20 protein-coding genes and 1 tRNA gene are annotated in these 23,984 nt (G+C 44.1%); 9 read left to right on the plus strand and 12 right to left on the minus strand.

The annotated features are described in order from the left end of the window. Positions 1-101 precede the first annotated feature (101 nt). A complete protein-coding gene (locus R7R24_RS08675; RefSeq protein ID WP_025767193.1) occupies positions 102-986 on the minus strand; it encodes a D-hexose-6-phosphate mutarotase in 885 nt (294 codons plus the stop codon). Between the two features lie 155 nt (positions 987-1,141). Continuing rightward, positions 1,142-2,137, minus strand: coding sequence for a type I glyceraldehyde-3-phosphate dehydrogenase (gene gap / locus R7R24_RS08680; protein ID WP_005380697.1), 996 nt, complete (start codon positions 2,135-2,137; stop codon positions 1,142-1,144). A 337-nt stretch (positions 2,138-2,474) separates the two neighbouring features. On the opposite strand from gap, the gene msrB reads away from it, so the two are divergent. Next, positions 2,475-2,882: a peptide-methionine (R)-S-oxide reductase MsrB gene (msrB, locus tag R7R24_RS08685; protein ID WP_005380698.1), complete on the plus strand. Its 408-nt coding sequence runs from the start codon at positions 2,475-2,477 to the stop codon at positions 2,880-2,882. Between the two features lie 116 nt (positions 2,883-2,998). Here msrB and R7R24_RS08690 read toward each other — a convergent pair whose 3' ends face one another. Beyond that, positions 2,999-3,820, minus strand: coding sequence for a DUF2989 domain-containing protein (locus R7R24_RS08690; RefSeq protein WP_047104411.1), 822 nt, complete (start codon positions 3,818-3,820; stop codon positions 2,999-3,001). A 101-nt stretch (positions 3,821-3,921) separates the two neighbouring features. On the opposite strand from R7R24_RS08690, the gene R7R24_RS08695 reads away from it, so the two are divergent. Then, positions 3,922-4,206, plus strand: coding sequence for a YeaC family protein (locus R7R24_RS08695; protein ID WP_005380700.1), 285 nt, complete (start codon positions 3,922-3,924; stop codon positions 4,204-4,206). Positions 4,207-4,301: 95 nt separating this feature from the next. Here R7R24_RS08695 and ansA read toward each other — a convergent pair whose 3' ends face one another. After that, positions 4,302-5,315, minus strand: a complete 1,014-nt coding sequence (gene ansA / locus R7R24_RS08700; RefSeq protein WP_054577621.1) for an asparaginase — start codon at positions 5,313-5,315, stop codon at positions 4,302-4,304. Between the two features lie 164 nt (positions 5,316-5,479). After that, positions 5,480-7,330 (minus strand): signal peptide peptidase SppA, encoded by a 1,851-nt coding sequence (gene sppA / locus R7R24_RS08705; protein WP_054577622.1) that lies wholly within the window; start codon positions 7,328-7,330, stop codon positions 5,480-5,482. A 224-nt stretch (positions 7,331-7,554) separates the two neighbouring features. Here sppA and R7R24_RS08710 point away from each other — a divergent pair, with 224 nt between their 5' ends. Continuing rightward, a complete protein-coding gene (locus R7R24_RS08710) occupies positions 7,555-9,567 on the plus strand; it encodes an NADPH-dependent 2,4-dienoyl-CoA reductase (protein ID WP_054577623.1) in 2,013 nt (670 codons plus the stop codon). A gap of 60 nt (positions 9,568-9,627) precedes the next feature. Here R7R24_RS08710 and R7R24_RS08715 read toward each other — a convergent pair whose 3' ends face one another. After that, entirely contained in the window at positions 9,628-10,944 is a 1,317-nt protein-coding gene (locus R7R24_RS08715; protein ID WP_206946725.1) for an MFS transporter, read from the minus strand. Positions 10,945-11,117: 173 nt separating this feature from the next. On the opposite strand from R7R24_RS08715, the gene R7R24_RS08720 reads away from it, so the two are divergent. Continuing rightward, positions 11,118-11,666 (plus strand): NAD(P)H nitroreductase, encoded by a 549-nt coding sequence (locus R7R24_RS08720; protein WP_005380711.1) that lies wholly within the window; start codon positions 11,118-11,120, stop codon positions 11,664-11,666. Positions 11,667-11,769: 103 nt separating this feature from the next. Next, the gene (locus tag R7R24_RS08725) at positions 11,770-13,731 is read left to right on the plus strand and encodes a DNA topoisomerase III (protein WP_054577625.1); all 1,962 of its coding nucleotides are present in this window, start codon (positions 11,770-11,772) and stop codon (positions 13,729-13,731) included. Between the two features lie 50 nt (positions 13,732-13,781). Here R7R24_RS08725 and R7R24_RS08730 read toward each other — a convergent pair whose 3' ends face one another. Together R7R24_RS08730 and R7R24_RS08735 are read right to left on the minus strand one after the other, a co-directional pair. Beyond that, a complete protein-coding gene (locus R7R24_RS08730) occupies positions 13,782-13,988 on the minus strand; it encodes a hypothetical protein (RefSeq protein WP_005380717.1) in 207 nt (68 codons plus the stop codon). A 183-nt stretch (positions 13,989-14,171) separates the two neighbouring features. After that, positions 14,172-14,861 (minus strand): SDR family oxidoreductase, encoded by a 690-nt coding sequence (locus R7R24_RS08735; protein ID WP_054577626.1) that lies wholly within the window; start codon positions 14,859-14,861, stop codon positions 14,172-14,174. A gap of 271 nt (positions 14,862-15,132) precedes the next feature. Here R7R24_RS08735 and R7R24_RS08740 point away from each other — a divergent pair, with 271 nt between their 5' ends. Beyond that, positions 15,133-16,056: a histone deacetylase gene (locus R7R24_RS08740; RefSeq protein ID WP_206946727.1), complete on the plus strand. Its 924-nt coding sequence runs from the start codon at positions 15,133-15,135 to the stop codon at positions 16,054-16,056. Between the two features lie 194 nt (positions 16,057-16,250). On the opposite strand, the gene R7R24_RS08745 is transcribed toward R7R24_RS08740, so the two are convergent. From R7R24_RS08745 to R7R24_RS08755, 3 genes are all read right to left on the minus strand, one after another. Beyond that, positions 16,251-16,341: transfer RNA gene (locus R7R24_RS08745), tRNA-Ser, on the minus strand. A 154-nt stretch (positions 16,342-16,495) separates the two neighbouring features. Continuing rightward, positions 16,496-18,304 carry a DUF3413 domain-containing protein gene (locus tag R7R24_RS08750; RefSeq protein WP_054577628.1) on the minus strand — a complete coding sequence of 603 codons (1,809 nt, stop codon included), beginning with the start codon at positions 18,302-18,304 and terminating at the stop codon, positions 16,496-16,498. Positions 18,305-18,326: 22 nt separating this feature from the next. Further along, entirely contained in the window at positions 18,327-18,554 is a 228-nt protein-coding gene (locus tag R7R24_RS08755) for a YejL family protein (RefSeq protein WP_005380722.1), read from the minus strand. Between the two features lie 85 nt (positions 18,555-18,639). On the opposite strand from R7R24_RS08755, the gene yejK reads away from it, so the two are divergent. The 3 genes from yejK (at position 18,640) to R7R24_RS08770 (ending at position 22,317) form a co-directional block, all read left to right on the plus strand. After that, the gene (gene yejK, locus R7R24_RS08760; RefSeq protein WP_005380723.1) at positions 18,640-19,638 is read left to right on the plus strand and encodes a nucleoid-associated protein YejK; all 999 of its coding nucleotides are present in this window, start codon (positions 18,640-18,642) and stop codon (positions 19,636-19,638) included. Between the two features lie 82 nt (positions 19,639-19,720). Beyond that, on the plus strand, positions 19,721-21,049 hold the full coding sequence (locus tag R7R24_RS08765; protein ID WP_054577629.1) for an Hpt domain-containing protein: 1,329 nt from the start codon (positions 19,721-19,723) through the stop codon (positions 21,047-21,049). A 104-nt stretch (positions 21,050-21,153) separates the two neighbouring features. Next, positions 21,154-22,317, plus strand: a complete 1,164-nt coding sequence (locus tag R7R24_RS08770; protein WP_054577630.1) for a hypothetical protein — start codon at positions 21,154-21,156, stop codon at positions 22,315-22,317. 90 nt (positions 22,318-22,407) lie between these two features. Here the strand turns inward: R7R24_RS08770 and nhaC are convergent, their stop codons facing one another. Continuing rightward, positions 22,408-23,841 carry a Na+/H+ antiporter NhaC gene (gene nhaC / locus R7R24_RS08775; protein WP_005380726.1) on the minus strand — a complete coding sequence of 478 codons (1,434 nt, stop codon included), beginning with the start codon at positions 23,839-23,841 and terminating at the stop codon, positions 22,408-22,410. Between the last annotated feature and the right edge of the window lie 143 nt (positions 23,842-23,984).

The following is a 23,984-nucleotide window of genomic DNA, read 5'->3' on the forward strand; positions in this document are numbered from 1 at the left end:
AAAGTGACCAGTAACCAATAAGTTAGTAAAGATAGGACCATCTAAGCAGAGCTTTTATTACAAAAAAAAGCCGGGTATCCCCGGCCTTTATATGGTGATTCTTACTGCGCTGAAATGACAGTGACAAGTTCATGTGTCTCACCTGGTTGGAGCGTTTGACCTTGCTCAATACTTGGTGCATGAACAGCAGACTCCACACACAACATGGTTTGATAACCATCGTCAGCCATGTCACCCATGCTTTGCGCACCTTCTGCCCAAGGGTTCCATAATACTGCTGAGTTGTGGCCTTGGTTGTGTACGCTTAGCGTACGATCCAATACCGGGTCTTTTACCAAAATTTTCGCTTCTGGTTGCGTGTAAACGCGATCAATCGTGTCAGTTAGTTGTAGAACATTACCACCTTGGCATACCGCATCAGCTTTCAAGCTATCAATGTACTCGGCACCCATGCCTGTCGTTTGTGCTTGCTTAATGTCTCCAACGTTTAGGTAAGTATGTAATGCGCCAGAGAAGGTCCAAGCCTCGTCATCAATGTTCATGACTTTGAGCGTCACTTTTAGCTCATCGCCCACTTCAATCACCAAACGAGCGTCAAACATATGGGGCCAAATATCGTGGATTTCTTCTGTCGGGAACAGAGCAAGTTCAACAATCACACCGTTATGGTTCTCACGATGTTCAACCAACTCCCATTCTGCGGTGCGGGCAAAGCCGTGAGCTGGAGCAGCAATACGCCCAAACCAAGGCCAACAAACCGGAATACCACCGCGAAGAGCAGCTTTACCATCGAAGACAGCTTTTTCGCTCATCCAGATCAGATCTTCTTGACCTACAGGCGTGAACGACACGACATGACCACCGTGTAGCGAGATGCCTGCCGTTGCTTTGTCATGAATCACGCGGACGATTTTTATCTGATCAACTTCAACGATAGTGACGTTATCAGATAGCACCGTTAGGGCTGGGAGAGTTTTTAAATCCATGTGTAGTTTCCTATCGCTGGGGAGAGCTTTTAGACGCGCTTCGCACATTAAATGCAACATCGAGCCTGTATTCTCTCAAATTCCAGATACAAAAAAGGCGACTCTAGAGCCGCCTTTTCTTTAACGAAGTTATTCGCTAATTGCTAACTTTCTAATTACTTAGAGATGTGAGCGATTAGGTCTAGAACTTTGTTTGAGTAACCGATTTCGTTGTCGTACCAAGATACAACCTTAACGAATTTGTCAGTTAGCGCGATACCAGCTTTAGCATCGAATACTGAAGTGCAAACTTCGCCGATGAAGTCTTGAGATACAACTGCATCTTCAGTGTAGCCTAGAACGCCTTTTAGTTCGCCTTCAGAAGCTTCTTTCATCGCTTTACAGATGTCTTCGTAAGAAGCACCGTTAACTAGGTTAACAGTTAGGTCAACTACAGAAACGTTAGCAGTTGGTACGCGGAAAGCCATACCAGTTAGTTTGCCGTTTACTTCTGGAAGTACAACGCCTACAGCTTTAGCAGCACCAGTTGAAGATGGGATGATGTTTTGAGAAGCACCACGACCACCGCGCCAGTCTTTAGCAGAAGGACCATCTACAGTTTTTTGAGTTGCTGTAGTTGCGTGAACTGTAGTCATAAGACCAGATTCGATACCGAACTTGTCGTTAAGAACTTTAGCGATAGGCGCTAGACAGTTAGTAGTACAAGAAGCGTTAGAAACGATGTCTTGACCAGCGTAAGTGTCGAAGTTTACGCCGTTAACGAACATTGGAGTAGCGTCTTTAGAAGGACCAGTTAGTACAACTTTTTTCGCGCCAGCAGTGATGTGCTTACGTGCAGTCTCGTCAGTTAGGAAAAGACCAGTTGCTTCAGCTACAACGTCAACACCGATTTCGTCCCATTTTAGGTCTTCAGGGTTGCGCTCTGCAGTAACACGTACAGTTTTACCGTTAACGATTAGGTTACCGCCTTCAACTTCAACAGTACCGTTGAAACGGCCGTGAGTTGAGTCATACTTAAGCATGTATGCCATGTAATCTACATCGATAAGGTCGTTAATACCTACTACTTCGATGTCGTTGCGCTCTTGCGCTGCACGGAATACGAAACGACCGATACGGCCAAAACCGTTAATACCTACTTTGATAGTCATTATAGTTGCTCCACAACTTAATTTCTGATTAAAGATAACTGGTAGTAAAATTACAGAATCCAGTAAACATCTGCAAGTGATAATCGGACTTAACTTGTTTAAAGTCAAAAAAAAGCGACGCTTTTTTTAACAATTCTTTGCAAATGTACGTTTTTTAAACTTTTAACTGATTCTTCTGTAGCCCAGTTGGCGTAATATAACTGGTGAGATAAGTGCTCTTATCAAATTAATTACGCATGGTGTCCTGGTGAGAAAGTATGTGCTACAACTGTTAAGAGAAGCAAGTTTTTTGCTAAAAAAGTCAATACCAAGAACAGTAAATAAGGAGCCGAAAGTCGTGGAACAAAGCGGGAAAAAAGTGACGAAGTCAGATGAACAGTGGCGTGAGCAACTGTCTGATGAAGAGTTCCGTGTTTGCCGAGAGCAAGGTACAGAGCCTCCTTTCAGCGGTAAGCTACTGCATAATAAGGAAACTGGTGTTTATGCTTGTACTTGTTGTAATGCCCCTCTCTTTGTCTCTGATAACAAGTATGACTCTGGCTGCGGATGGCCAAGTTTTGATGCGCCTATCAACGATCAAGCGGTGCGCTATTTAGAAGATCTAAGTCACGGAATGGTACGTACAGAGATTCGTTGTGCAACGTGTGATAGCCATCTAGGGCACGTTTTTGAAGATGGCCCACAGACCACAGGAGAGCGTTTTTGTGTTAATTCTGTGTCGTTAATTTTCAACAAATCAGAATAATAACGACAAAATTGTGCTCGAGATGTTTTATCCTTTCAGGATGATTCATGCTCAACGGTGATCTGAGTGTCGCTCGACTTAAATAAAAACTCCCGCTCATTGCGGGAGTTTTTCGTTTATATCTCACTGGGTATCATTGCTGGGGAATAGATACCTTTCTCTATGGCTTTCGCCACCGATTCGGCTAATTCATCCAACTGCTTATATCGCTCTGGATGACTGAAATTGAACATACGTTGGAGCTGCTTTTCATCAGCAAGCGGTACGTCGAATCTCTTCGCGACCATTGCCCATAGATACGCTTGCTCTTTGTCTCCAAGCCCCTGATGAATACTTGCCATTGACTTGAGAATGACCGGATTGATGTTGTCTTCATCAGATAAAGACAACGCGTTATTAAGAAGCTCCAGGGTTTTCTTGGTATCTCGGTTGGTATAAAAAGTGGCTAATGCATATTGCATCTCAGCATTATTTAATTGGGGAGACCCTTCCATTTGTAAAAATGCGCGCCGAGCTTGAGTATCTCCCGTTTGAGACCATAAGAAATACAAAGTAGCCGGGTCTTCTGAGCCTTTTAACTCGTTTACAATGCGCTCTAGCTCATCAATACTGTGTACCAATGCATTAAAGCGTTGTCTTTTGAGAGCACTTTGATCAATAGGGGTGATCTGGGAGGCGAGTTCTAAGCATTTCCTATATCCAGCGACCAGACCGTATTCGATGATTTGGTTGGCCTCTGATGGGTTTTTCAATTGCTCAAACCGATGCCAAACCAAATTTGTTCTTGGAATTCGACATTGGCCGTCATCCATATTGAGCTGCTCGCAACGCAGCTCTGGTGTTTTTTGGCACAACTCTTCGGTTGTCACGTTACCTTCAAAACAGCCCGATAGCGCAAAACATGCGAGGCTGAGAAGTAACCAGTTTGTTCTTTTCATGGCTTTGCTTGTGATCCGTTACACCAATTCATTTTCGTATTCTTGACTCAGTTTCTTAACCCGTTATGTTCTGTAAATAGAATGTAATAAGAAGGTACACTATGGACGCAGAACAACTATTACAAGCGATGACTCCAGAAGTTTATGATCGCTTAGTCTATGCAGTAGAAACGGGAAGATGGCCTGAGGGTACAACACTTTCTAAAGAGCAGCGAGATTCGTGTATGCAAGCTGTGATGTTGTATCAATCAAAACATAATACTGATGCGCAGCATATGACGGTTGCAGCCGGTGGTGAAATCAGTTTTAAATCAAAACAAGAGCTTAAAAAACAATTCAGCGGAGAAGAGAGCGATATTGTTCGTGTCAATCCGAACATTGATTAATCCTTACGCCTTATTTCTCAAAATTTTATTATTTTGATTTTGAAAGAAAAAAGCCCAAATTGTATTGGGCTTTTTAGATCGCAGAAAGCTTGAACTTACAGGCTCATTTCACCACGCAGTACTTGTTGCATTCTCGCTTTTACTTCTTCGTAAGAAAGGTTTTGGCTTAGAAGGTAGTGTAGTTTTGCCAGCGCCGCTTCGGGCGTCATGTCAAAGCCACTGATAACACCAGAGTCTGCGAGCGCACAACCTGTGGCATATCCGCCCATATTCACTTTACCTGCCAAACACTGAGTTAGGTTTACGACAATAACGCCGCGCTCAGAGGCTTCTTTCAGGTGACCAAGCAGCTCAGGGTTTTGAGGAGCATTGCCGACACCAAAAGTCAGAAGAATCATCGCATTCACGGGCTGACGAAGCGTGTTGCGGATAACTTCGTGTGAAATACCAGGGTACATGGTGATCACACCGATTGGTTGTGGCGTGATGTTGTGAACCTTAAACTCACCTTCTGGTTGTGCACCAACGGTTACGCTGTTGCTAACTTGAATATTGATCCCAGCTTCCAATAGTGGAGGAAGGTTTGGTGAAGTAAAGGCATTAAAACCGTCAGCATGAGATTTTGTGCTGCGGTTACCACGCATCAATTGATTATTGAAGAACAAAGTTACTTCGTTGATCGGGTAGTTTGCCGCAATATGTAGCGCGTTTAATAGGTTTGCTTGGCCGTCAGAACGCAGCTCTGCGAGAGGGATTTGTGAACCCGTTACAATCACTGGCTTACCAAGGTTTTCAAGCATGAAAGACAATGCGGACGCTGTGTACGCCATGGTGTCAGTACCATGTAGGATAACGAAACCATCGTATTTGTCATAGTTGTCACGAATATCATTCGCAATCTGCTGCCAGTCAGCAGGTGTCATATCTGATGAGTCAATCAGAGGGTCGTATTCGTGGATGGTGTAATCCGGCATTTCAGGACGATGGAATTCGGGCATGCTTGCTAATTGCTTTTCCATAAAGCCAGCAACAGGCACATAGCCGTGGTCGGATTTTTGCATTCCGATGGTACCACCGGTGTAAGCGATGTAGATGTGTTTTCTAGTCATCGTTTTTTCTTTCGTGTAGGGGAACAGAGGCGGGGATTATATACCTAAATAACCTTGAGATGCGAGGCTATACGCACAGCATCAGAAAGTCATCTGAGGAGATGCAAAGCCTAATAAAAAGGGCACTTCAAGTAGAAGTGCCCTTTGTAATATTGATGGAAAAACTACTGCACTTGGCAGTTCAAACAAAATGCGTATTGACCTTTAGGGTCGTTGAAGCTTTGGAGCAAGCTTGCGTCTTGTTCGAATTGTTGAGCTACGGGTTGAAGACTTTTTGGTAGCAAGCTTGTAGCATCAATACCTAGAGAGACTTTCACCTGTTTCATAAACTCTTGTAGAAATAGTTCAGTAGGTGAAAGAGGCTCTTCTACCCAGTAAATGCCATAATCGGTCACGTTCGCTAGTTTCGCCGCTAGCTCTACAGCATCATCAAAGTCACCCATTTGATCGACAAGACCAAAGGATAGTGCATCTTGGCCAGTCCAAACTCGACCTTGAGCAACTTTGTCAACTTCCTCTAGAGACATATCGCGATTCTCGCCAACTAGAGAAATAAAGCGCTTGTAACCGTGTTCGATACCTAATTGGAACACTTGAGACGCGCCCTCAGAAAGGCCAGTGGTAATACCGTCACCTGAGAACGGCGATGTGCCAACGCCATCAGTGTTAATACCTAACTTGCTAAAGCCTTTTTCAAACGTGGTGATGACACTAAATATACCAATGGAGCCCGTCAGGGTTGTTGGCTGAGCAACGATTTTGTCTGCGCTCATTGAAATCCAATAACCACCAGAAGCAGCCAAACTCGACATGGATACAACAACCGGCTTACCTGCTTGCTTCAGAGCTTCTACTTCGTTACGAATCACTTCAGAAGCAAAGGCACTGCCTCCTGGACTATCTACTCGTAATACGACCGCTTTCACTTTTTCATCATTGCGTGCTTGACGCAGCAAGCTTGCGACTGTGTCACCACCAACAGTTCCGCGAGGTTGTTGACCGTCCATAATCGCGCCACTTGCTAGAACAACGGCGATGTCGTGCTGAGGTAGTGTGTAATCGGGACGAATCGTTGCAAGGTAGTCGTAGTAACCAATCGCGTTGTAGCTGTCTTTGCCGTCACTGCCAAACTGTTTTGCAAATAGAGTGCGAATGTCTTGGCGTGTAGCAAGTTCATCCACTAGCCCCAATTTGACTGCGAGCTGAGCAATATCGCCATTTACAGACTTCATCTCGTTAATCAGCTCATCCATGGTTGGATTAAGCACTTTCGCATCAATGTTTCGGTTTGTTGTTACGTCATCAACAAAAGCACTCCACAATTGAGTAACCCAACGTGTTGCTGACTCTTTCGCCGCATCGGACATGTCATCACGAATAAAAGGTTCGATAGCGGATTTATAAGTACCTACGCGAAAAACATGAGTAGAAACGTCAAGCTTTTCAAGTAACGTTTTGTAGTACATTGAGTAAGCGCTGTAACCTTTAATCAATACACCACCATCAGGTGCCAGATAAACTTTGTCAGAGTAACTTGCCAAGTAATATTGGCTTTGGTTGTAGAAATCACTTACGGCGTAAACGGGTTTGCCTGACGCTTTAAATTCGTTCAACGCTTTCGCGATGTAACGTAGTTTCGTGAGATTTGTTTCTGGCATGTCTCGTAGTGCTAGCACTAATCCAGACACTTTAGGATCGTCTTTCGCGTAGCGAATAGTATCAACGATATCGAAAAGGACGTTTTCTTTCGGTAACTCATTACCCAAAAGGGAACCAGCAAAAGAGTCCATTGGGTTTACATAACGTCTTTGTTCGACAATTGGGCCTGAAAGGTTCATCACCAATGCAGATTCTTTTTCGACGACAGGTTGACCGTCTCCGGTATAAGTAAAGGCAAAGTAGAAAACGGCAATCATCAGCAAGAAAATTAGGTTTGCCAGTGCGAGTCTGATGAAAGTGATACTTTTCCATATCCCTTTAAATATCAAACCAATAAATTTGAAGAGTTTTTTCATCTTGTCTCCATAACGAGATAGTTACGCCGAGTCTAACAAAGTATGGGTTCTTATCTCTAAGATCTCAAAAGATAACATTTTTTTAGCTTATCACGACCACTCAACAATTGGCATATTTTCACACGAGATTGATCGGTGTTACAAAAATGTAAACGCTTGTTTGATTTTTTGGTTGAGCAGGCTTAATCTGGTCAGACCATGATAATAACAATGGATGTTAAGTGATGTCTGCCATGTACCCAAACCTATTAAAGCCACTGGATCTCGGTTTCACACAATTGCGAAACCGAGTTCTGATGGGATCAATGCACACGGGCTTAGAAGAGCACAAAGAAGGATTACAGAAGCTCGCTGCTTTTTATGAAGAACGCGCGAAAGGCGGTGTCGGACTGATTGTAACCGGAGGTTTTTCTCCTAACTTACGCGGTCGTTTACACCCGTTGAGTGCTGAATTCAGCAAGCCAAAACATGCTAAAGCCCATAAAGTTGTGACAGAAGCGGTGCACAAGCACGGTGGTAAAATTGCGTTGCAAATTCTCCATGCTGGGCGTTATGCAATGCATCCATTCTCGCAAAGTGCATCTGGCATTAAAGCGCCGATTGCAAAGTTTGCTCCGAGTGAAATGAGCGACCGCCAGATAAAGAAAACCATCGACGCGTTTGCTAATAGTGCGGAGTTAGCACAGCTTGCTGGTTATGATGGCGTCGAGTTAATGGGCTCGGAAGGTTACTTGATAAACCAATTCTTATGTAAACGTACTAATATGCGTTACGACGAATGGGGTGGCAGCTATAAAAAACGTATGCGGTTTCCGCTAGAAATTGTTAAAGCGGTACGCAAGGCGGTGGGTGACAAGTTCATCATCATCTTCCGTCTTTCTATGCTGGATCTTGTCGAGCAGGGCAGCACTTTTGAAGACGTTATCGAATTGGCGAAAGCACTTGAAGAGGCTGGCGTCACGATTATTAATACGGGTATCGGTTGGCATGAGGCTCGAATTCCGACAATTGCGACTCAAGTACCACGCGGTGCGTTTACATGGGTTACGGAAAAAGTTAAACCTCACGTTTCGGTTCCTATTATCACTTGCAACCGTATAAATACGCCAGATGAAGCAGAACGCATTTTATCTTCCGGTCATGCCGACATGGTTTCGATGGCGCGCCCATTCTTGGCCGATCCTTACTTTGTTGCTAAAGCCGAACAGGAAAAAGCGCAGCTTATTAATACGTGTATTGGTTGTAATCAGGCGTGTCTAGATAACGTGTTTAAAGGTAAACGCGCCAGTTGCTTAGTGAACCCTCTAGCGTGCTATGAAACCGAAATTGTTGTTGAACCAGCCTTTAAAAAGAAAAACATTGCAGTTGTTGGTGCTGGACCTGCGGGCTTGGCTTGTGCGACCACACTGGCTGAACGTGGCCATAAGGTTGATTTGTTCGAAAAGAACGACCGCATCGGTGGTCAGTTCCGTCTTGCGATGCAGATCCCTGGTAAGGAAGAGTTTCGAGAGACGATACGATATTTCGCTAACCGTATTGATGAAACAGGCGTGAATCTGCACTTATCGACGGAAGCGAACTATGACTTACTCACAGAATACGATGAGATAGTGATGGCATCGGGTGTTGAGCCACGTAAAGTCAATATTGATGGAATTGATAACCCAGAGAAAGTCGTCGACTATCAAACTCTCATTCGAGACAAAACGCCAGTCGGTGAGAAAGTGGCTATCGTTGGTGCTGGTGGCATTGGCGTAGATGTCGCGACCATGCTCACAGAGCCAGTTGGACAAACGTTGGATGACTGGTTGCATGAATGGGGAATCGACAAGGAGATGTCTCAGCCGGGTGGTTTATATCCTTACCCTGATGCGGTCAGCGATAAAGAAGTCTGGGTACTTCAGCGTCGTAAAGGTCGTGTAGGTAAAGGTCCGGGTAAAACGACAGGTTGGATCCATAAACGTACCCTTGAAAAACGGGGCGTACATTTAGTCGGTGGCGTGTCTTACGATAAAATTGATGATCAAGGTTTGCACATTCATGTAGATGGAAAAGAACAATTATTGAACGCGGACAAAGTCGTCATTTGTGCTGGGCAAGAGTCTGTACGTCCGTTTGAAGATAAATGGTCTGAACTTGAAGAGAAGATTCATATCATTGGCGGAGCTGACCATGCGGGTGAACTTGATGCTGTGCGTGCGATTCGTCAAGGTGTTAAATTGGCGGTAAAACTCTAGCTTTTTAATGTGTGTTTACCATGAAAGCTGCGCTTTGAGCGCAGCTTTTTTTGTATAGAACTAGTCACTGATATCTGGCAGTTGTTTGGCCATTACTACGCCAGCAAAAGTAATAAAAGAGAACACTAACACCACAGCTGAAAGGCTCAAGAAGTTCGACATAACACCAAGAGAGCTCATTAGAAGTAGCATTATCCCAACCACTGTGTTACTCACGGCTACATAGCTCGTCCGTTTGTCACCTTCTGCGATATCAACTAAATAGGTTTTTCGTCCGACTCGTATTCCGTCGTGGGCAATACAAACACAAAAGTAAAGCAGAGGAATCACGAATAGGAAGCTTTGGCTAGCGGTGACCCATGTATCGTAAACAAATAACACAACACCAAGTAGCGCGCTCATCATTGCGCCTATGACCATCACACTGCGGCTAGAGCGATCGGACATTCTTCCCCAGAAAGGACCTGACACAAAGGAGGCTAAGCCACTCGCAAACATAAAGAGAGCTAGCACCCAGAGCTGTCCACCCAGAGATTGCTGTGCCAGCACAACGTAGTACGGTGCACTCAGCGCAGAACATAAAAATAGTGTCCGCGTGATAACGAATCGACGAAAGGTCACGTCTGTCTTAAGTAACGCGAGTTGTTTAAATGCTTCGAGGACGCCATTTCGACCACCGTCTACCTCACCGGCATACTCATTAATTCGCGCATAGACGAATGCCGCGATGAGCCATATGACGCCCGCTAAGCCTAAACTCAGACCGTAAAAGCGCTCTGTCGGCTCTTCGTCCCATAACCAGGCTAGTGCCAGAAGGCTCGCGAAAAGCAGCGTAACCAGGCCAGCAGAGCTTGAAGACCAGCCGTTGACTTGACCTCGTTGGTTTTTAGGGATGGTTTTGCCCAATACATCTTTTGATGCGACGGAATTTAAACCGCGTGAGAGGCTGAAGATCACAAGGCATGCAATCACACCATAACCCGCAGCTGCTCCTGTTAGAGTTAATGCGACCAATCCGATTGCAAATATGGAAAGAGCCTGCAAGATACTGCCAATTACCCAGACCCATTTTCTTACTGGAATGCGTCGGATGTAGTGCGCGATGCTAAGTTGTGGGATAAGGGATCCTGACTCACGAATAGGAACCAGCCAACCAATTAAGTAAACCGGAGCCCCGAGACTTTGTAGTATCCACGGCAACGTGACTTTAGGATTGATTAACGCATCGCCGACTTTCGTTAAAAATTGAGCGAGAATGATTTTAAGAAAGTTGCCGGGAACTTGATGACAAGCTGATTCAGGAATCGCCTTACAGGCACGGGCATCTTCGTCATTAACGATCTTTTCGTAAATGCTGTTTTGTTTGTCCTTGTTCATCAACCTGCCTATGTTCAACTTATTCATTTCGCGAATAAATTAACATTAAACCCAGATTGATGTTAAGTGAAGCACGTTATCAAGCCCACAGAAAACCGGTTGTTATTCGCAGGAGCAGATTGTGCTAAAGTGGCGTAAACAAAATAACAACGATATTCAATAAGGATTCTTTCATGGACGCTCTCGATCTTTTGCTCAATCGCCGATCTATCGCGAAGTTATCCGCGCCTGCACCAGAAGGTAAAGCTCTTGAGAACATCATTCGTGCTGGCCTTCGTGCGCCTGACCATGCGGGATTAACCCCTTGGCGTTTCGTTATCGCACAGGGCGATGGTTTGAAAAAACTGTCAGATATCTTGGTAAAAGCGGCAGAAGCTGAAAATAGTGATGAAGCGGTGGTCGAAAAGGTAAAGAATGCCCCATTTCGCGCACCAATGGTGATCACGGTGATTGCTAAAGTAACAGAACATGAGAAAGTACCAGCACTAGAGCAACACTTATCTGCGGGATGCGCTGTACAAGCGATGCAAATGGCTGCCGTAGCGCAAGGCTTTCAAGGGTTTTGGCGCTCAGGTAAGTGGATGTTCCATCCAGAAGTTCATCAAGCATTTGGTTTAGAGGGTGACGATGAGATTGTTGGTTTCTTGTACTTAGGCACGCCTGGTTGTACACCGATGAAAGTTCCTGAGCGTGACCTTTCTCAGTTTGTTGAATTCCTATAACTAAAAACTTAAATAAACTGACTGTTTATTTATACAGTTTTTCTTGATTTATTAGGGCTACATTCGATAATGTGGCCCTAATTATATTTATTTCCAAAACGTTATGTCTCGTCTGTTTATTGCTGAAAAACCAAGTTTAGGCCGTGCGATTGCCGCTGCACTGCCAAACCCTCAAAAGAAAGATCAAGGATTCATCCGCTGTGGGAACGGGGATATCGTTACTTGGTGTATCGGCCACTTACTCGAACAAGTCGAACCCGACGCTTACGATGAGCGTTATAAAAAGTGGAATATGGCAGATTTACCAATTGTTCCGCAGCAATGGCAGCTCAGACCGAGGAAAAGTGCAAGTAAGCAATTAACAGTGATTCGTAAATTGCTCAAAGAAGCTAACGAAGTCATTCATGCAGGAGACCCAGATCGAGAGGGTCAGCTGTTAGTTGATGAAGTTCTCGACTATTGCAAGTTATCTAAAACCAAGAAGGAATCTACACAGCGTTTGTTGATTTCCGACTTAAACTTACCTGCGGTTAAACGTGCTCTCAGTTCTATGCGCAGTAATCGCGAGTTTATCCCACTTTCAGTTTCAGCATTGGCCCGCTCTCGGGCTGATTGGCTGTATGGTATGAACATGTCTCGTGCTTATACCTTGCTTGGTCAAAAAGCAGGGTATCAAGGTGTTCTCTCGGTAGGGCGAGTGCAAACGCCAGTTCTTGGCTTAGTGGTGCGTCGTGATGAAGAAATCGAAAACTTTGTCCCGAAGGACTATTTTACCCTACATGCTCTGATCCCATATCAAGATGCCAATGGTACTTTTGATATTCGTGCTCGTTGGAAGCCAAGTGAGGCATGCAAGCCTTGGCAGGACGAAGAAGGTCGAGTATTAAACCGTAAGTTGGTAGAAAATGTTGCAAACCGTATTGCAAATCAACCCGCAAAAGTGACAGAGTCGGAACAAAAGCAAACCAAGCAATCAGCACCATTACCTTATTCGTTATCTGCTTTACAGATCGATGCCGCGAAGCGCTATGGTATGAGTGCGCAACAAGTACTAGATACTTGTCAGGCATTGTATGAAAAGCACAAGCTGATCACTTACCCGCGTTCAGATTGTCGCTATTTGCCGATGGAACACTACTCACAAGCAGGGACGGTGACAACTGCTATTGCGAATAACGCAAAAGAGTTGCAAGTTGCCGTTCAGGGAGCAGACTTAACATTAAAGTCCAAAGCCTGGAACGATAAAAAAGTGGATGCGCACCATGCGATTATCCCTACACCGAAGCAAGCTAATGTGAATGCGCTTTCCGGCAATGAGATGAAAGTGTATCAATTGATTGCTCGCCAGTACCTCATGCAGTTCTATCCGGCGGCGGTTTACGCAGAAGCGAAATTGGTTTTCGATATCGCTGGTGGTACGTTTGTCGCGAAAGGTCGTCAGTTAGTTTCGCCGGGTTGGAAAGCGCTAATGGGCAAAACTGACAAGGAAGATGAAGGTATTGATGCCGTGCCACCGCTACCCGAAGGCACCGTGTTAACTTGTCGTGAAGGGGAAATAAAAGACCGAAAAACCGAGCCACCAAAGCATTTTACCGAAGCATCGCTGTTGCAAGCGATGACCGGGATCGCCCGTTACGTTGCGGATAAAGAACTGAAAAAAATCCTTCGTGACACTGATGGGCTAGGCACGGAAGCGACTCGCGCTGGTATTTTGGACACGCTGTTCAAACGCCAACTGCTTACGCGTCAAGGTAAGTCAATTCTCAGTTCTCCTGCGGGAAGAGGTCTCATTCATGCCTTGCCAGAAGATTCAACATACCCTGATATGACGGCTCATTGGGAGCACCAGTTACAAGGTATGGCAGAGAGAAATCAAGCATATCAGCCGTTCATGCAAGCACTGGAACAGCGCATTGATAGCTTGATGGCACAAGTAAAAGCAGGGCCTATCCCTGATTCATTACGTCATCTACCCAAGGTGGAACGTCCTGCGTTTAAACGTAAAAAGCGCAGTTATTCAAAGAATGGTGGCGCGACTAAATCTCGTTCAACCAAAGGTAAGTAGGCATAGGACAAGCGCGGCGTAATTAAACACCGCGCATGCTTGAAAATAGATTACTCGAACAGATCACCGTGGTTTTGGATCGCGCCTCTTACTTCACCTTGAGTTAACACGCGTTTGTCCAGTACCTCTTTCACCTGGTTGCCCAAGTCAACTAATGTATCTCGATTCGCTTGAGTTTGGCGTTTACCAGCACTTCTCAAGCAGTAATTTAGTTCGTGCTCTTCGCTAAAATTAACCAAATCCCTATCTGCTGCCATCGAGCTTTCTCCTTATTTGTTCTACTTTTTCCTAAGTCTGGATTGGATGTAGATAAATTCAAGTTAGATTGCGCGAATTATGCTGGTGGATCACTGATGAACATTATGTTTGCCAACCAAGTCACGATTATGAAGCCTGGCTTTGATGGTATTTGGTTTAGTGATGGTTGTGTCTTAATGCTGCTACCAAGGTAACTCAGTACCATCGTAGTTAATAAATCGACCTGAAAGTTGCGGTGTACTCAGCTCTATCACGTTCGCGAGGCCCTGTGCGGAGGTTTGCGTATCTATCAATGCATTTGGTCCGCCCATTTCCGTTTTTACCCAACCAGGGTGAAGCGCTAAAACGGTAAATCCTTCAGGTGTTAAATCATTACTTAAGCTTTTCACAACCGAGTTAAGCGCCGCTTTCGATGAGCGATAAATATAGCCGCCGCCGGACGTATTTTCGGTCATACTGCCGACTTTTGATGAGATACAAGCAATCTTTTTCATCTTGCCTTGTTGTAAGCGAGGGTAACAGTACTCAACCAGTTTTAACGGAGCAATGGTGTTTACTTCGAAGACTTTACGCCATGCTTCTACGTCAGTATTTCCAAAGCCATATCCCTTGGGGCCGTAATATCCTGCATTATTGATGAGTAAGTCGATGGCAGGGAGTTTATCGGCAAGCTTAGCGACTTGTTCGTAGTGCGTGACATCCAGTTCGTGCAAAACTAGATTGCTGAATTGTGAGGCTAGAGTTTGTAGTTCTGAACTGTTCTCTAAGGAGCGGCTAGTAGCATGTACTTGGTGGCCTTGCTTCAGGTACAGCTCAGTTAAGCTAAGGCCAATGCCGCGATTTGCTCCGGTAATAAAGACGGTTTGACTCATACAAACACCTATGTTTTTTTGATTTCAGTTGAAAGTCATTGTGTTAGTTAAGCACAATAAAATCAACCAACCACCACGCACCAACAACAAGAGATGAAAATAGGGACAGGGCACAAAGAGAGCCAAATAGTGCGCCGAGAATAGCAAAGAAAGTAGAATTCATATGTATATTAAATTTAATTAATATTGAAAATCATTATCAATTAAATTGCGTTTTATTCAACCCTTTAAGTTGATACTATTTCGTTACCATTGTTATTAAGAATTTCTCATGCTGCCATTTATCTACCACCCGATTTATTCTCAACTTGAGTTGCCAGAGGGGCATCGTTACCCAATTATGAAATACCAGTACCTCTATGAATCGGTATTGGTGCATATGGAGAAAGATAACTGGAAAGAGCACACGCAGCTTTTCCAGCCCGAAGCATTAACTGTTGGGGAAGTAAAACGTGTTCATGACGAGGAATACGTCGAGTTACTTGTTAGTGGAAACATGCCAGCTGCGAAGATGCGCCGAATAGGTTTTCCTTGGAGTGAGTCTCTCATTACCAGAACGCTAACTTCAGCAGCGGGCACGGCTCTGACCGCAAAAAAGGCACTTGAGTACGGTGTGGCCATTCATTTGAGTGGTGGGTATCACCACGCACACAAAGAGTTTGGCAGTGGTTTTTGTTTATTTAATGACTTAGTGATCGCGGCCAGGCAAGCGCTCGAAGTCGAGCATGTCGATAAAGTATTGATCATTGATAGTGATGTTCACCATGGGGATGGAACAGCAACTTTATGTGACGATGAGCCAGATATCATCACGCTTTCTTTCCACTGTGATAAAAACTTCCCAGCGAGGAAGCCTCAGTCTGACCTCGATGTGCCTTTGGTGCGAGGAACAGGTGATGAGGATTTTTTAATGGCGTTTAAAGAAGTGGTCGATATGGCACTTAATCTTCATCGCCCTGATTTAGTTATCTACGATGCTGGTGTCGATATACATCAGGACGATGAGCTTGGATATTTTGATGTGTCGACTCAAGGGATTTTAGAACGTGATAGATTTTTAATGCACACAGTGAAATCTCGAGGTATCCCTGTCGCAGCTGTCGTTGGAGGTGGATATCGAACGAATCATGCTGACCTCGTCCCAATCCACTTGCAGCTTATCAATGCCGCTAAAGAAGCCTTTATTGATGAGTAGATACAACGAGACGTAAATATCAAATTGATTCAACACTGGAACGAACGAAAAGGGCATTAATTTTTTGTGGGTTCTTTCTGAGTGTGGCGGAGTGCTTAGTTGCGTTCAAGAAGTGATAAGTGATTTGTACAAATCTTTTTAAGTCTGGAGATGCGAAAAAGCCCGCTAATTTCTTAGCGGGCTTTTTCTAAAAGTGGCGGAGAGATAGGGATTTGAACCCTAGATACGCTATTAACGTATGCCGGTTTTCAAGACCGGTGCTTTCAACCACTCAGCCATCTCTCCGTTGTTGAGGCGCATAATATAAGGCTTTGAAAATGTTGTAAACCCCTAGTTGAACTGATTGGATGTTTACTGCGCAAATTTGTGGTTTGTGTTGTTTAAATAAACAAAAACTCCCCAAAAAGGGGAGTTTGAATAGTATATGGATTGCTAGGTATTAATCGTTTTTAGAATAAAAACGCTGTAACTCAGTTAAACCTTGCATCAAAACTGGCAACTTCGGTGCATCATCTCTAAGTCGTTTGTAGTTTTTGTCATACAGCTTGTAGTTGCCAAACTTATCGATCACTGTGGTTTGCGAGCTAGTAATTAAGGCAAGCTCGCGAGTATCGCCCGCCAAGATCCAGCGACGACGACTTTCATCGAATAGGTTGCGACCACTACTGTAATCATATGGGTTGGAAGATACGCCGAGCATATCTTGCAACAGTGTAACTGAGAGGTCCAAGTGACTTGTGCTGTGATTAAATTCGCCAGCTAGCATTCCAGGCCAATGGATCACCATCGGAACTTGTAATTGATAACGGCTGTAGTTGCTGTTTGCTCCCCAGCTGTTCGTATTGGTTTCGTTAAATTCACTACCGTGATTAGAAGTGATGATTACGATGGTGTTTGTCAGTTGTCCCGTCGTTTCTAGTTCATCAATAATACCTGCGATAGTTCTATCCGCCGACTTCACTGCATATTCATAAGCTTTTTTGAATCGCTCACTTGCGGGCATTTCTTCGTCATTATTTGAAGGAATCGATTCAAAATTATCAACGGTGGTGACTTCGATGTAACTAAACCATGGCTGACTTGCTTTCTCTGCTAACCATGTATTCCAGTTTGCGATAGATTGTTTATCGGTATGAGCTTGCGTGCCATTTAGGTCTTCCGCTAAGTTCAAGTCGCGGAAAATAATTTCTGAGTAGAGATCATCTTCAAACCCACTGCCACTGAATAAACCAAAGTTGTAGCCCTGATCTTTCAGTACATCGAGCAATACTGGGGAAGCACCTTGCGCCTTGATGCTTGATGCATAACTGGTCGGTAAGCCATAGAACAAACCAAAGGCCCCGTATGTATCATTACTTGAGCTGTAATGATTACGGAAGTTCTGATTGTTTTCAGCAAACTCATAGAGGTTAGGCATCTCTTCTTGGTTCAGCGCATCCGCTCGTAAATTGTTTATGCTGATCATCAACACATTGAGCTTATTAACTCGGCGGTTAAACTCAAGCTTTTCAAGAGGGTAGTTGACTAACTCTACGTTGCCTTCGTTTTCTGCTAAACGTTTTAGGTATTCCTCACGGTCAAGTAGACCATGTTTTTCCATAAAACTCTTCGCCGTCATCGGGTAAGACAAAGGGAAGTTTGAACGCTGGCTAGTAATTGGGTTGTAAAAATACGCATCTGCCCAAATGTAAACCAAATGGCTGGTCATAAAGCTGAGGAAAAAGACGGCCGCGAGAGGGCGTCCTACGTGCTTATGAGATAGTTTGCGCTGTTTTCGCCATACCCATTCGGATAGTGCGAGTTGAATAAGGAAGATCAGCGGCATCACAACAAATAAATGTTGTAGGTCAGTGCTGAGCGCACTTTTGTCTTCGCTGAATAGTAACTCCCAGACAACGGGAGTTAAGTGCAAATTGATCGACTGATACGCTTGGGTATCAATTAATAATATGGTTTGCCCAACGGTTGCGAAAATCACTGCCACCAAACGGAACAATTTCCGCGATGGCAGGATAAACGTCAACGGGAATAGAACAAGCAAGTAAAGTGCGAAAACTAGAAAGCCAAAGTGACCAACCCAAGAAACCGCCAGATAAAACTGACCAAGTAACGTCTCGGGCCAAGGAGACTGAACAATGTAGCGTGTGCCTATCAACATCGATGCAACGATATTGAAGAATGCAAACCAGTGACCCCAACCAACTAGTCGAGATACACGTTCGCCGTATGAGTTTCCGCTGTCTACCATGTATGTGTTCTATTGTCCGTGATTAGTGTGTTTTTGGTGTTTCTAAAGAAGACATCAGCGCCTGAGCAAATTTTTCAGCAATCGCTTTGCGTTGTGAAGCAGCAACACGTTGATTTAAGACATTGGTTGCGATATTTCCGGCAATCATTAGCGTCAACTCAGGAGAAGCAGCGTGTTTTTCAAGAACTGTTGCTACTTCAGCAAGAATTTTTTCTACTTGCTCGTCAGTATATTTAGATGTAATCGGCATAAAGACTCTAATAATGATAGTAAAAGCGGCTTATGATAACCTACAATGCCCATCAACTAAAACCTTGTAGCAAGATAAAATCACTATGAGTCTTCATCTTTCAAACGTTATTCTGCATCAACTGTGCAAAAACGATCAGGACGAGCTGGTTGTAAACTTTCGTCCAGCATCATTAGAGAACGATGCATCTACAGAAAACTTAGTCGCTGAGCTTCACCGAGTATTCCATTCTAAAGCTGGTAAAGGTTTTGGCGCTTTCCAGTCAGACAGCGAATTTCAATTTTGGCTTCAAGAAATGCGCAAAGGAGAGCGAGATTTTTACGACTTCTCACAAATTAGTGCAAATCGCTTGAAAGAAGAGTTGATTAAGTACCCATTTGCGGATGAAGGTATCTTGGTTTTCGCTGAGTATCAGAGTTTAGCAACGGACTACTTGTTCATCGGTATCTTACCAATGAATCAAAGTTTAAAAGTGACCGAAGGTTTGGACATCAGTGCGACAGATTACTTAGATATCACCAAAATGGATATTGCCGCACGCATCGACCTGTCGAGCTACGAGACCGACAAGGAATCCAATCGTTATCTGCAATACATTAAAGGACGCGTTGGCCGTAAAGTGGCGGACTTCTTCCTAGATTTTCTGCAAGCGGATATTGGCTTAGATACTAAACAACAAAACTTAGTGTTGATGCAGGCGGTGGATGATTTTTGTGCTGACTCGAAGCTAGAAAAGCAAGAAGTGAACGAGTACAAGAAACAAGTTTACGACTACTGCAATGAGCAAATTAAATCCGGTGATGAAGTTCAAATCTCAGAACTTTCCGGAGAGCTTCCTCAAAGCCAAGATGGCACGAGCTTTATGGATTTCACCAAAGAGCAAGGGTACGAACTTGAAGAGTCTTTCCCAGGTGATCGTGCGACGGTTCGCAAACTGACTAAATTTGTTGGAGCTGGTGGTGGTTTGAATATTAGCTTCGATAGTCTCTTACTTGGCGAGCGTATTTTTTATGATCCAGAAACGGATACCTTAACGATTAAAGGGACGCCTCCAAATCTAAAAGATCAGTTAAGTCGCAATTAAAATCATATCGTTAAATAAAGAGAGCAAACGGCTCTCTTTTTTTATGTGAATAAGAAACATCCATAGTATATGCTTGTAATTAATGGAGATATGCGAGGGGCAAGTGTTGCTGAAGCTAAAAGAAGGAATACGGCGGTTTGTTTGGTTCTGGTTCGTTTTGTGGAGTGTTTTAGCACTTGGCATTTGGCTGCAAGCCAAACAAACGATTCAAACGATTTCGACTGTAAATGAGTTAGGAAGTAAAGTTGAAGAAGTCAGGCACTTTTTTAACTTCGATCTGCCTTACCGTGTTAAACACGTCGACCAAATTTCACTGAAACTTCAGTTGGCTTATGCAGTTCGCTTACAGCTTGAAAGTGAGTTTTCTGAAGGGAAAATCACACCAGACATCACTCAATTGCTTTATACGACCGACCGATTTTTAGAAAGTGCTCGAGCTTTTGTAAGAAGTGACAGTGAATTGGTTTCGTTAGCTGAACAGTTACGAAGCAGCCGTGCTCGAACAGAAAACTCTGAGCAAATTCAGGCAATGTACTATCGCTTAGGTGCGCTTGTTTTTGAGTCTGTCTTTAGTGACTCTGCAACGAATAGCGATACTTACCGTGACTTAGACCGACTTTTTATTGAATCAGAGGCACTCTCTCCCGAAGAGCGAAGTGCTCTTCAGCGCCAGCTTGCTCAAACCTCAAGCGCACTATCTGCTCAGGCACAGGGCAGTTATTTATCTAATCAACTGCTTAATCCAGATTTCCCGAACCAGTTAACTTCGATAAATGATCAGTTGGAACAGAAGCTAATGACTTTTATTGTTTGGCTGTCTGTAATCAGTGGTTTGCTCCTTTTCCTCATTTCATGGGGAGCCTTCTCCCCAAAAACGATTCAACCGATACCACTACCCAGAACCGATGATAAAAAGTCAGAGCAAGTTGGCGATGATGAAAATGGAGCTAACACTGTTCCCTCAGCTCAGTCAGAAAATTTTCAAAACGTCCAAATGAACGAAAAAAGTTGTAATGAGGTGAATTCATCACAAGTGGGAGTAGTGGAACGTGAGCCGTACATAGATATCAATAAAATGTTAGATTCTCTGTCTGGTGACGAGGGCGCTGTGCGGATGTTACTGGAGGTCTTTATTCAGGACCACTCTGGCGATGGCACTAAAATGTATCAGCTGTTAGAAGAGGATAAAGAGCAAGCGCAAAGAGCCGCACACAGTCTTAAAGGGGTCTCAGGGAGTTTAGGTGCAATGCCATTGCACTGTATTTCGGGTGATATTGAACTGTTGATTAAACAAGGGCAAAAAGTGCCGGAAGAGAAGTTGGCATGTTTAGATGATGTCCTAAAACAAACCATACTTTTTGCTAATAATGTTCTCAATAGTGAAAAGATAACAGAAGCGCTAACAGATTGATATTGCTCTGACTTAATGTCATAAGAGTTGAGGTAATAAAGGCTCGAACTATATGACTTAGTTCGCTTTATTCCTGTTCTATACAATTTGTTAAAGGTGTTTTCATGTCCGTTCGCCGAATGTCTTCAATGATGTTGATAGGGCTGGTTATGATGCTTTCAGGGTGCTCCCTGCTCGAAGTCAAGATCGAGAGTCAAACCGTCCCTCTTACCAAACAAGAGCTCAATATGCGTCTTTTGACTCGTGAGTATGCGCAGCAGTTTTTTGCTCAGGTTGAGCAAGCAGCAGACGCACTACACGAACAATATGAGCCTCATGATAAAGTTCATCAATCTTATATTTTACTTTGGAAGATAAATGCTGAAGAAGGCATCCAAGCTTCTGCATACCAAGTGTCCCCAATGGCTGCACTGATTGATACATGGACTTTCACGCTACAAATGGAACAGTTCTTTACTACCGCTTCTGGTAATGAGCTCTTTGCGTCTGATGAGGCCAAGTTAGTTTCCGTTTATTTAGCGAAAGAGGTAGATAAACTGGCTCAATCTTTATTGAAGAAAGAAGCATACATCAAGACACAAACGTTTGTTGCAGAGTTCGCCAAGCAGCATCCATTCGCTGATTTAAGCATGATTAGGACTCCGGCTTACCGTAGGTGGTTAGATGCAAACCAAATTAGCGAAGAGGAAGCCGTTACAACGCTAGGCACGATGCCAGAAGCACTTGGGGATGTCTCTGATCGTCTAAGTCTGGTATCAGAGCAGACACCAAAAATTATGACGTGGAAAGCGCAGTTGTTGGCCTTGAATAGCTCTGACAGTATCGAAAAAGTCAATGCGGCGCTCAATAGTTTGCAAGTTACCGCTGATTCGATGAGGGATTTTATCGATAACAACCCAGAGTACATGCGTTATTTGGCAGAACAAATGGCGCTGGAGTTACAACCTTTGGTTGACGATATCGATCAAAGGACGGAGGCGCGTTTATCTCAGTTGGGTGAAGAACGCCAAGCTATAGAGCTGATGGTTGCCAGAGAGCGCCAAGAAATCGCACAGATCATTACCCATGAGCGCGAGAAGTTTGCTCAAGATATGGATCGAGTGTCGCAAGAGGTTGTGAATCTCGCAATGATTAAGCTGATTGAACTTGTCAAAAGTACCATCATCTACTTTATTCTGTTCATTGCCGTTATATTCTTTGCACCGCTTGGCTTGGGCTATTGGTTTGGGAAGCGTGCAGCCGTGAAAACGCCAGTCAAACAAAGCTAACGATTTGTTTTGGAAATAAAAAAAGAGCGCTTTAAAGCGCTCTTTTTTAGTATTGAATTCGAAAGGGAGGTTCTTCCTATCTCTGCGAAGTTAAGCGGTTTGCTGCTTTAATTCGCCTTCAGCTTCTTCAACTGCTTCTGCTGTTGGTTCGCACTTATCAACAAACCAACCCATGTAAGAAGTGAAGATCGTTACGATGATACATACAAAACTCAGCCACATGAACGGGGCATAAGACAGTGTAGCAACACCCAAAATACTGGCCATGTAGATACCGTTGTCACTCCAAGGGACCATACCTGAGGTTAGCGTGCCGCCAAATTCTGCGTTACGAGACAAATTCTTACGTTTGTAGCCTAGACGGTCATAGTTCTTCGCACAGATTTTTGGGGTCAGGATAAGTGAAACGTACATCGCTGAACCAAATACGTTGCCCATAAAGGCCGTACCAATTGTGCTTGTTGCCAATGAACCTGCACTTTGAACGCGTTTTTCAAACAGCTTCGCGATAGTCTCTAGCACGCCTACTTTATCTAGTAGACCACCAAAACCAAGGCCGAATACGATAACCGCTACCGACCCAAGCATTGAAGACATGCCGCCACGGTTAAGGATTGAGTCAATGAAATCTACGCCAGATGAGATTGCAAACGGAGCCCAAGCCGTGTTGAACGCGGTTAGGAAATCGACATCTTGGATCATCACTGCCCAAATAATACCTAGCAGAGAACCAAAACTGATCACTGGGAATGAAGGCATACGCATCGCTAGAAGTGACAATACGATGATCACAGGAACAAATGAGTAAGGGGTGATGTAGAACTGCTGTTCCATCGCTTTAATGACAGAGTCTACCTGGCTCATGTCAACTTGACCTGCGTAGTGGAAGCCAAATGCAGTAAACATAATGCCTGTAATAATGTAGCTAATGAGTGCTATCGGCAACATGCCTTTAATATGTTCCATCACTTCAACGTTAGACATAGATGAAGCAAGGATTACTGAATCCGATAGAGGCGACATTTTGTCACCAAAGTAACAGCCTGAAAGTACGGCACCTGCAGTGATTGGCGCAGGAACACCAAGACCTTGACCGATACCCATCATTGCAATACCTGCCGTGCCAGCCGCACCCCAAGATGTGCCAGTTGCTAGCGCAGTCAATGAACAGATGATCATGGTCGCGAGCAAAAAGATGGAAGGGTGGATTGCTTTAAGGCCGTAGTAAATAATGGTTGGAACAATACCACCAGAGATCCAAGTACCTACAAGCGCGCCAACGGCCAAAAGGATTAAAACGGCTCCAAGTCCATTGGAAATGCCATTTAGTGCTGCTTTTTCCAGATCTTTATACTGATGGCCAAGCTTTATGCCCAATATCATGACAATGAACCAACCGATGTATAGCGCTAGCTGAATCGGTAGGTCTAGCTTGGCTGTGAACGAAAATGCCAGCAGGAGAAATAAACCGAGCGAGATAAATACCTGTATCAAGCTTGGTAGGCGTGGTGTAACTTGCTTCATATGTGCCTCTGTCAATCTTGGAGCAATAGAGGAAGGCGCTCCTTGTTGTAATCGCGCATAACATACATTAACAAAAATTATATTTCGAACATTTGGTGTTTTATCTTGATGTTCGTCGGTAAAAACGTTTGCTTGTGAAATTA

The organism is Vibrio sp. 704 (genome assembly GCF_033339295.1).

Bases quoted from the DNA above. Each gene is read 5' to 3' on its own strand.
- R7R24_RS08735 (WP_054577626.1), bottom strand. From the start codon at position 14,861: ATGAGTCAAACCGTCTTTATTACCGGAGCAAATCGCGGCATTGGCCTT.
- R7R24_RS08690 (WP_047104411.1), bottom strand. From the start codon at position 3,820: ATGAAAAGAACAAACTGGTTACTTCTCAGCCTCGCATGTTTTGCGCTA.
- R7R24_RS08695 (WP_005380700.1), top strand. From the start codon at position 3,922: ATGGACGCAGAACAACTATTACAAGCGATGACTCCAGAAGTTTATGAT.
- nhaC (WP_005380726.1), bottom strand. From the start codon at position 23,841: ATGAAGCAAGTTACACCACGCCTACCAAGCTTGATACAGGTATTTATC.
- R7R24_RS08770 (WP_054577630.1), top strand. From the start codon at position 21,154: ATGTCCGTTCGCCGAATGTCTTCAATGATGTTGATAGGGCTGGTTATG.
- R7R24_RS08750 (WP_054577628.1), bottom strand. From the start codon at position 18,304: ATGGTAGACAGCGGAAACTCATACGGCGAACGTGTATCTCGACTAGTT.
- gap (WP_005380697.1), bottom strand. From the start codon at position 2,137: ATGACTATCAAAGTAGGTATTAACGGTTTTGGCCGTATCGGTCGTTTC.
- R7R24_RS08765 (WP_054577629.1), top strand. From the start codon at position 19,721: ATGGAGATATGCGAGGGGCAAGTGTTGCTGAAGCTAAAAGAAGGAATA.
- sppA (WP_054577622.1), bottom strand. From the start codon at position 7,330: ATGAAAAAACTCTTCAAATTTATTGGTTTGATATTTAAAGGGATATGG.
- R7R24_RS08720 (WP_005380711.1), top strand. From the start codon at position 11,118: ATGGACGCTCTCGATCTTTTGCTCAATCGCCGATCTATCGCGAAGTTA.
- R7R24_RS08755 (WP_005380722.1), bottom strand. From the start codon at position 18,554: ATGCCGATTACATCTAAATATACTGACGAGCAAGTAGAAAAAATTCTT.
- R7R24_RS08710 (WP_054577623.1), top strand. From the start codon at position 7,555: ATGTCTGCCATGTACCCAAACCTATTAAAGCCACTGGATCTCGGTTTC.
- R7R24_RS08725 (WP_054577625.1), top strand. From the start codon at position 11,770: ATGTCTCGTCTGTTTATTGCTGAAAAACCAAGTTTAGGCCGTGCGATT.
- R7R24_RS08675 (WP_025767193.1), bottom strand. From the start codon at position 986: ATGGATTTAAAAACTCTCCCAGCCCTAACGGTGCTATCTGATAACGTC.
- ansA (WP_054577621.1), bottom strand. From the start codon at position 5,315: ATGACTAGAAAACACATCTACATCGCTTACACCGGTGGTACCATCGGA.
- R7R24_RS08715 (WP_206946725.1), bottom strand. From the start codon at position 10,944: ATGAACAAGGACAAACAAAACAGCATTTACGAAAAGATCGTTAATGAC.
- yejK (WP_005380723.1), top strand. From the start codon at position 18,640: ATGAGTCTTCATCTTTCAAACGTTATTCTGCATCAACTGTGCAAAAAC.
- R7R24_RS08730 (WP_005380717.1), bottom strand. From the start codon at position 13,988: ATGGCAGCAGATAGGGATTTGGTTAATTTTAGCGAAGAGCACGAACTA.
- R7R24_RS08740 (WP_206946727.1), top strand. From the start codon at position 15,133: ATGCTGCCATTTATCTACCACCCGATTTATTCTCAACTTGAGTTGCCA.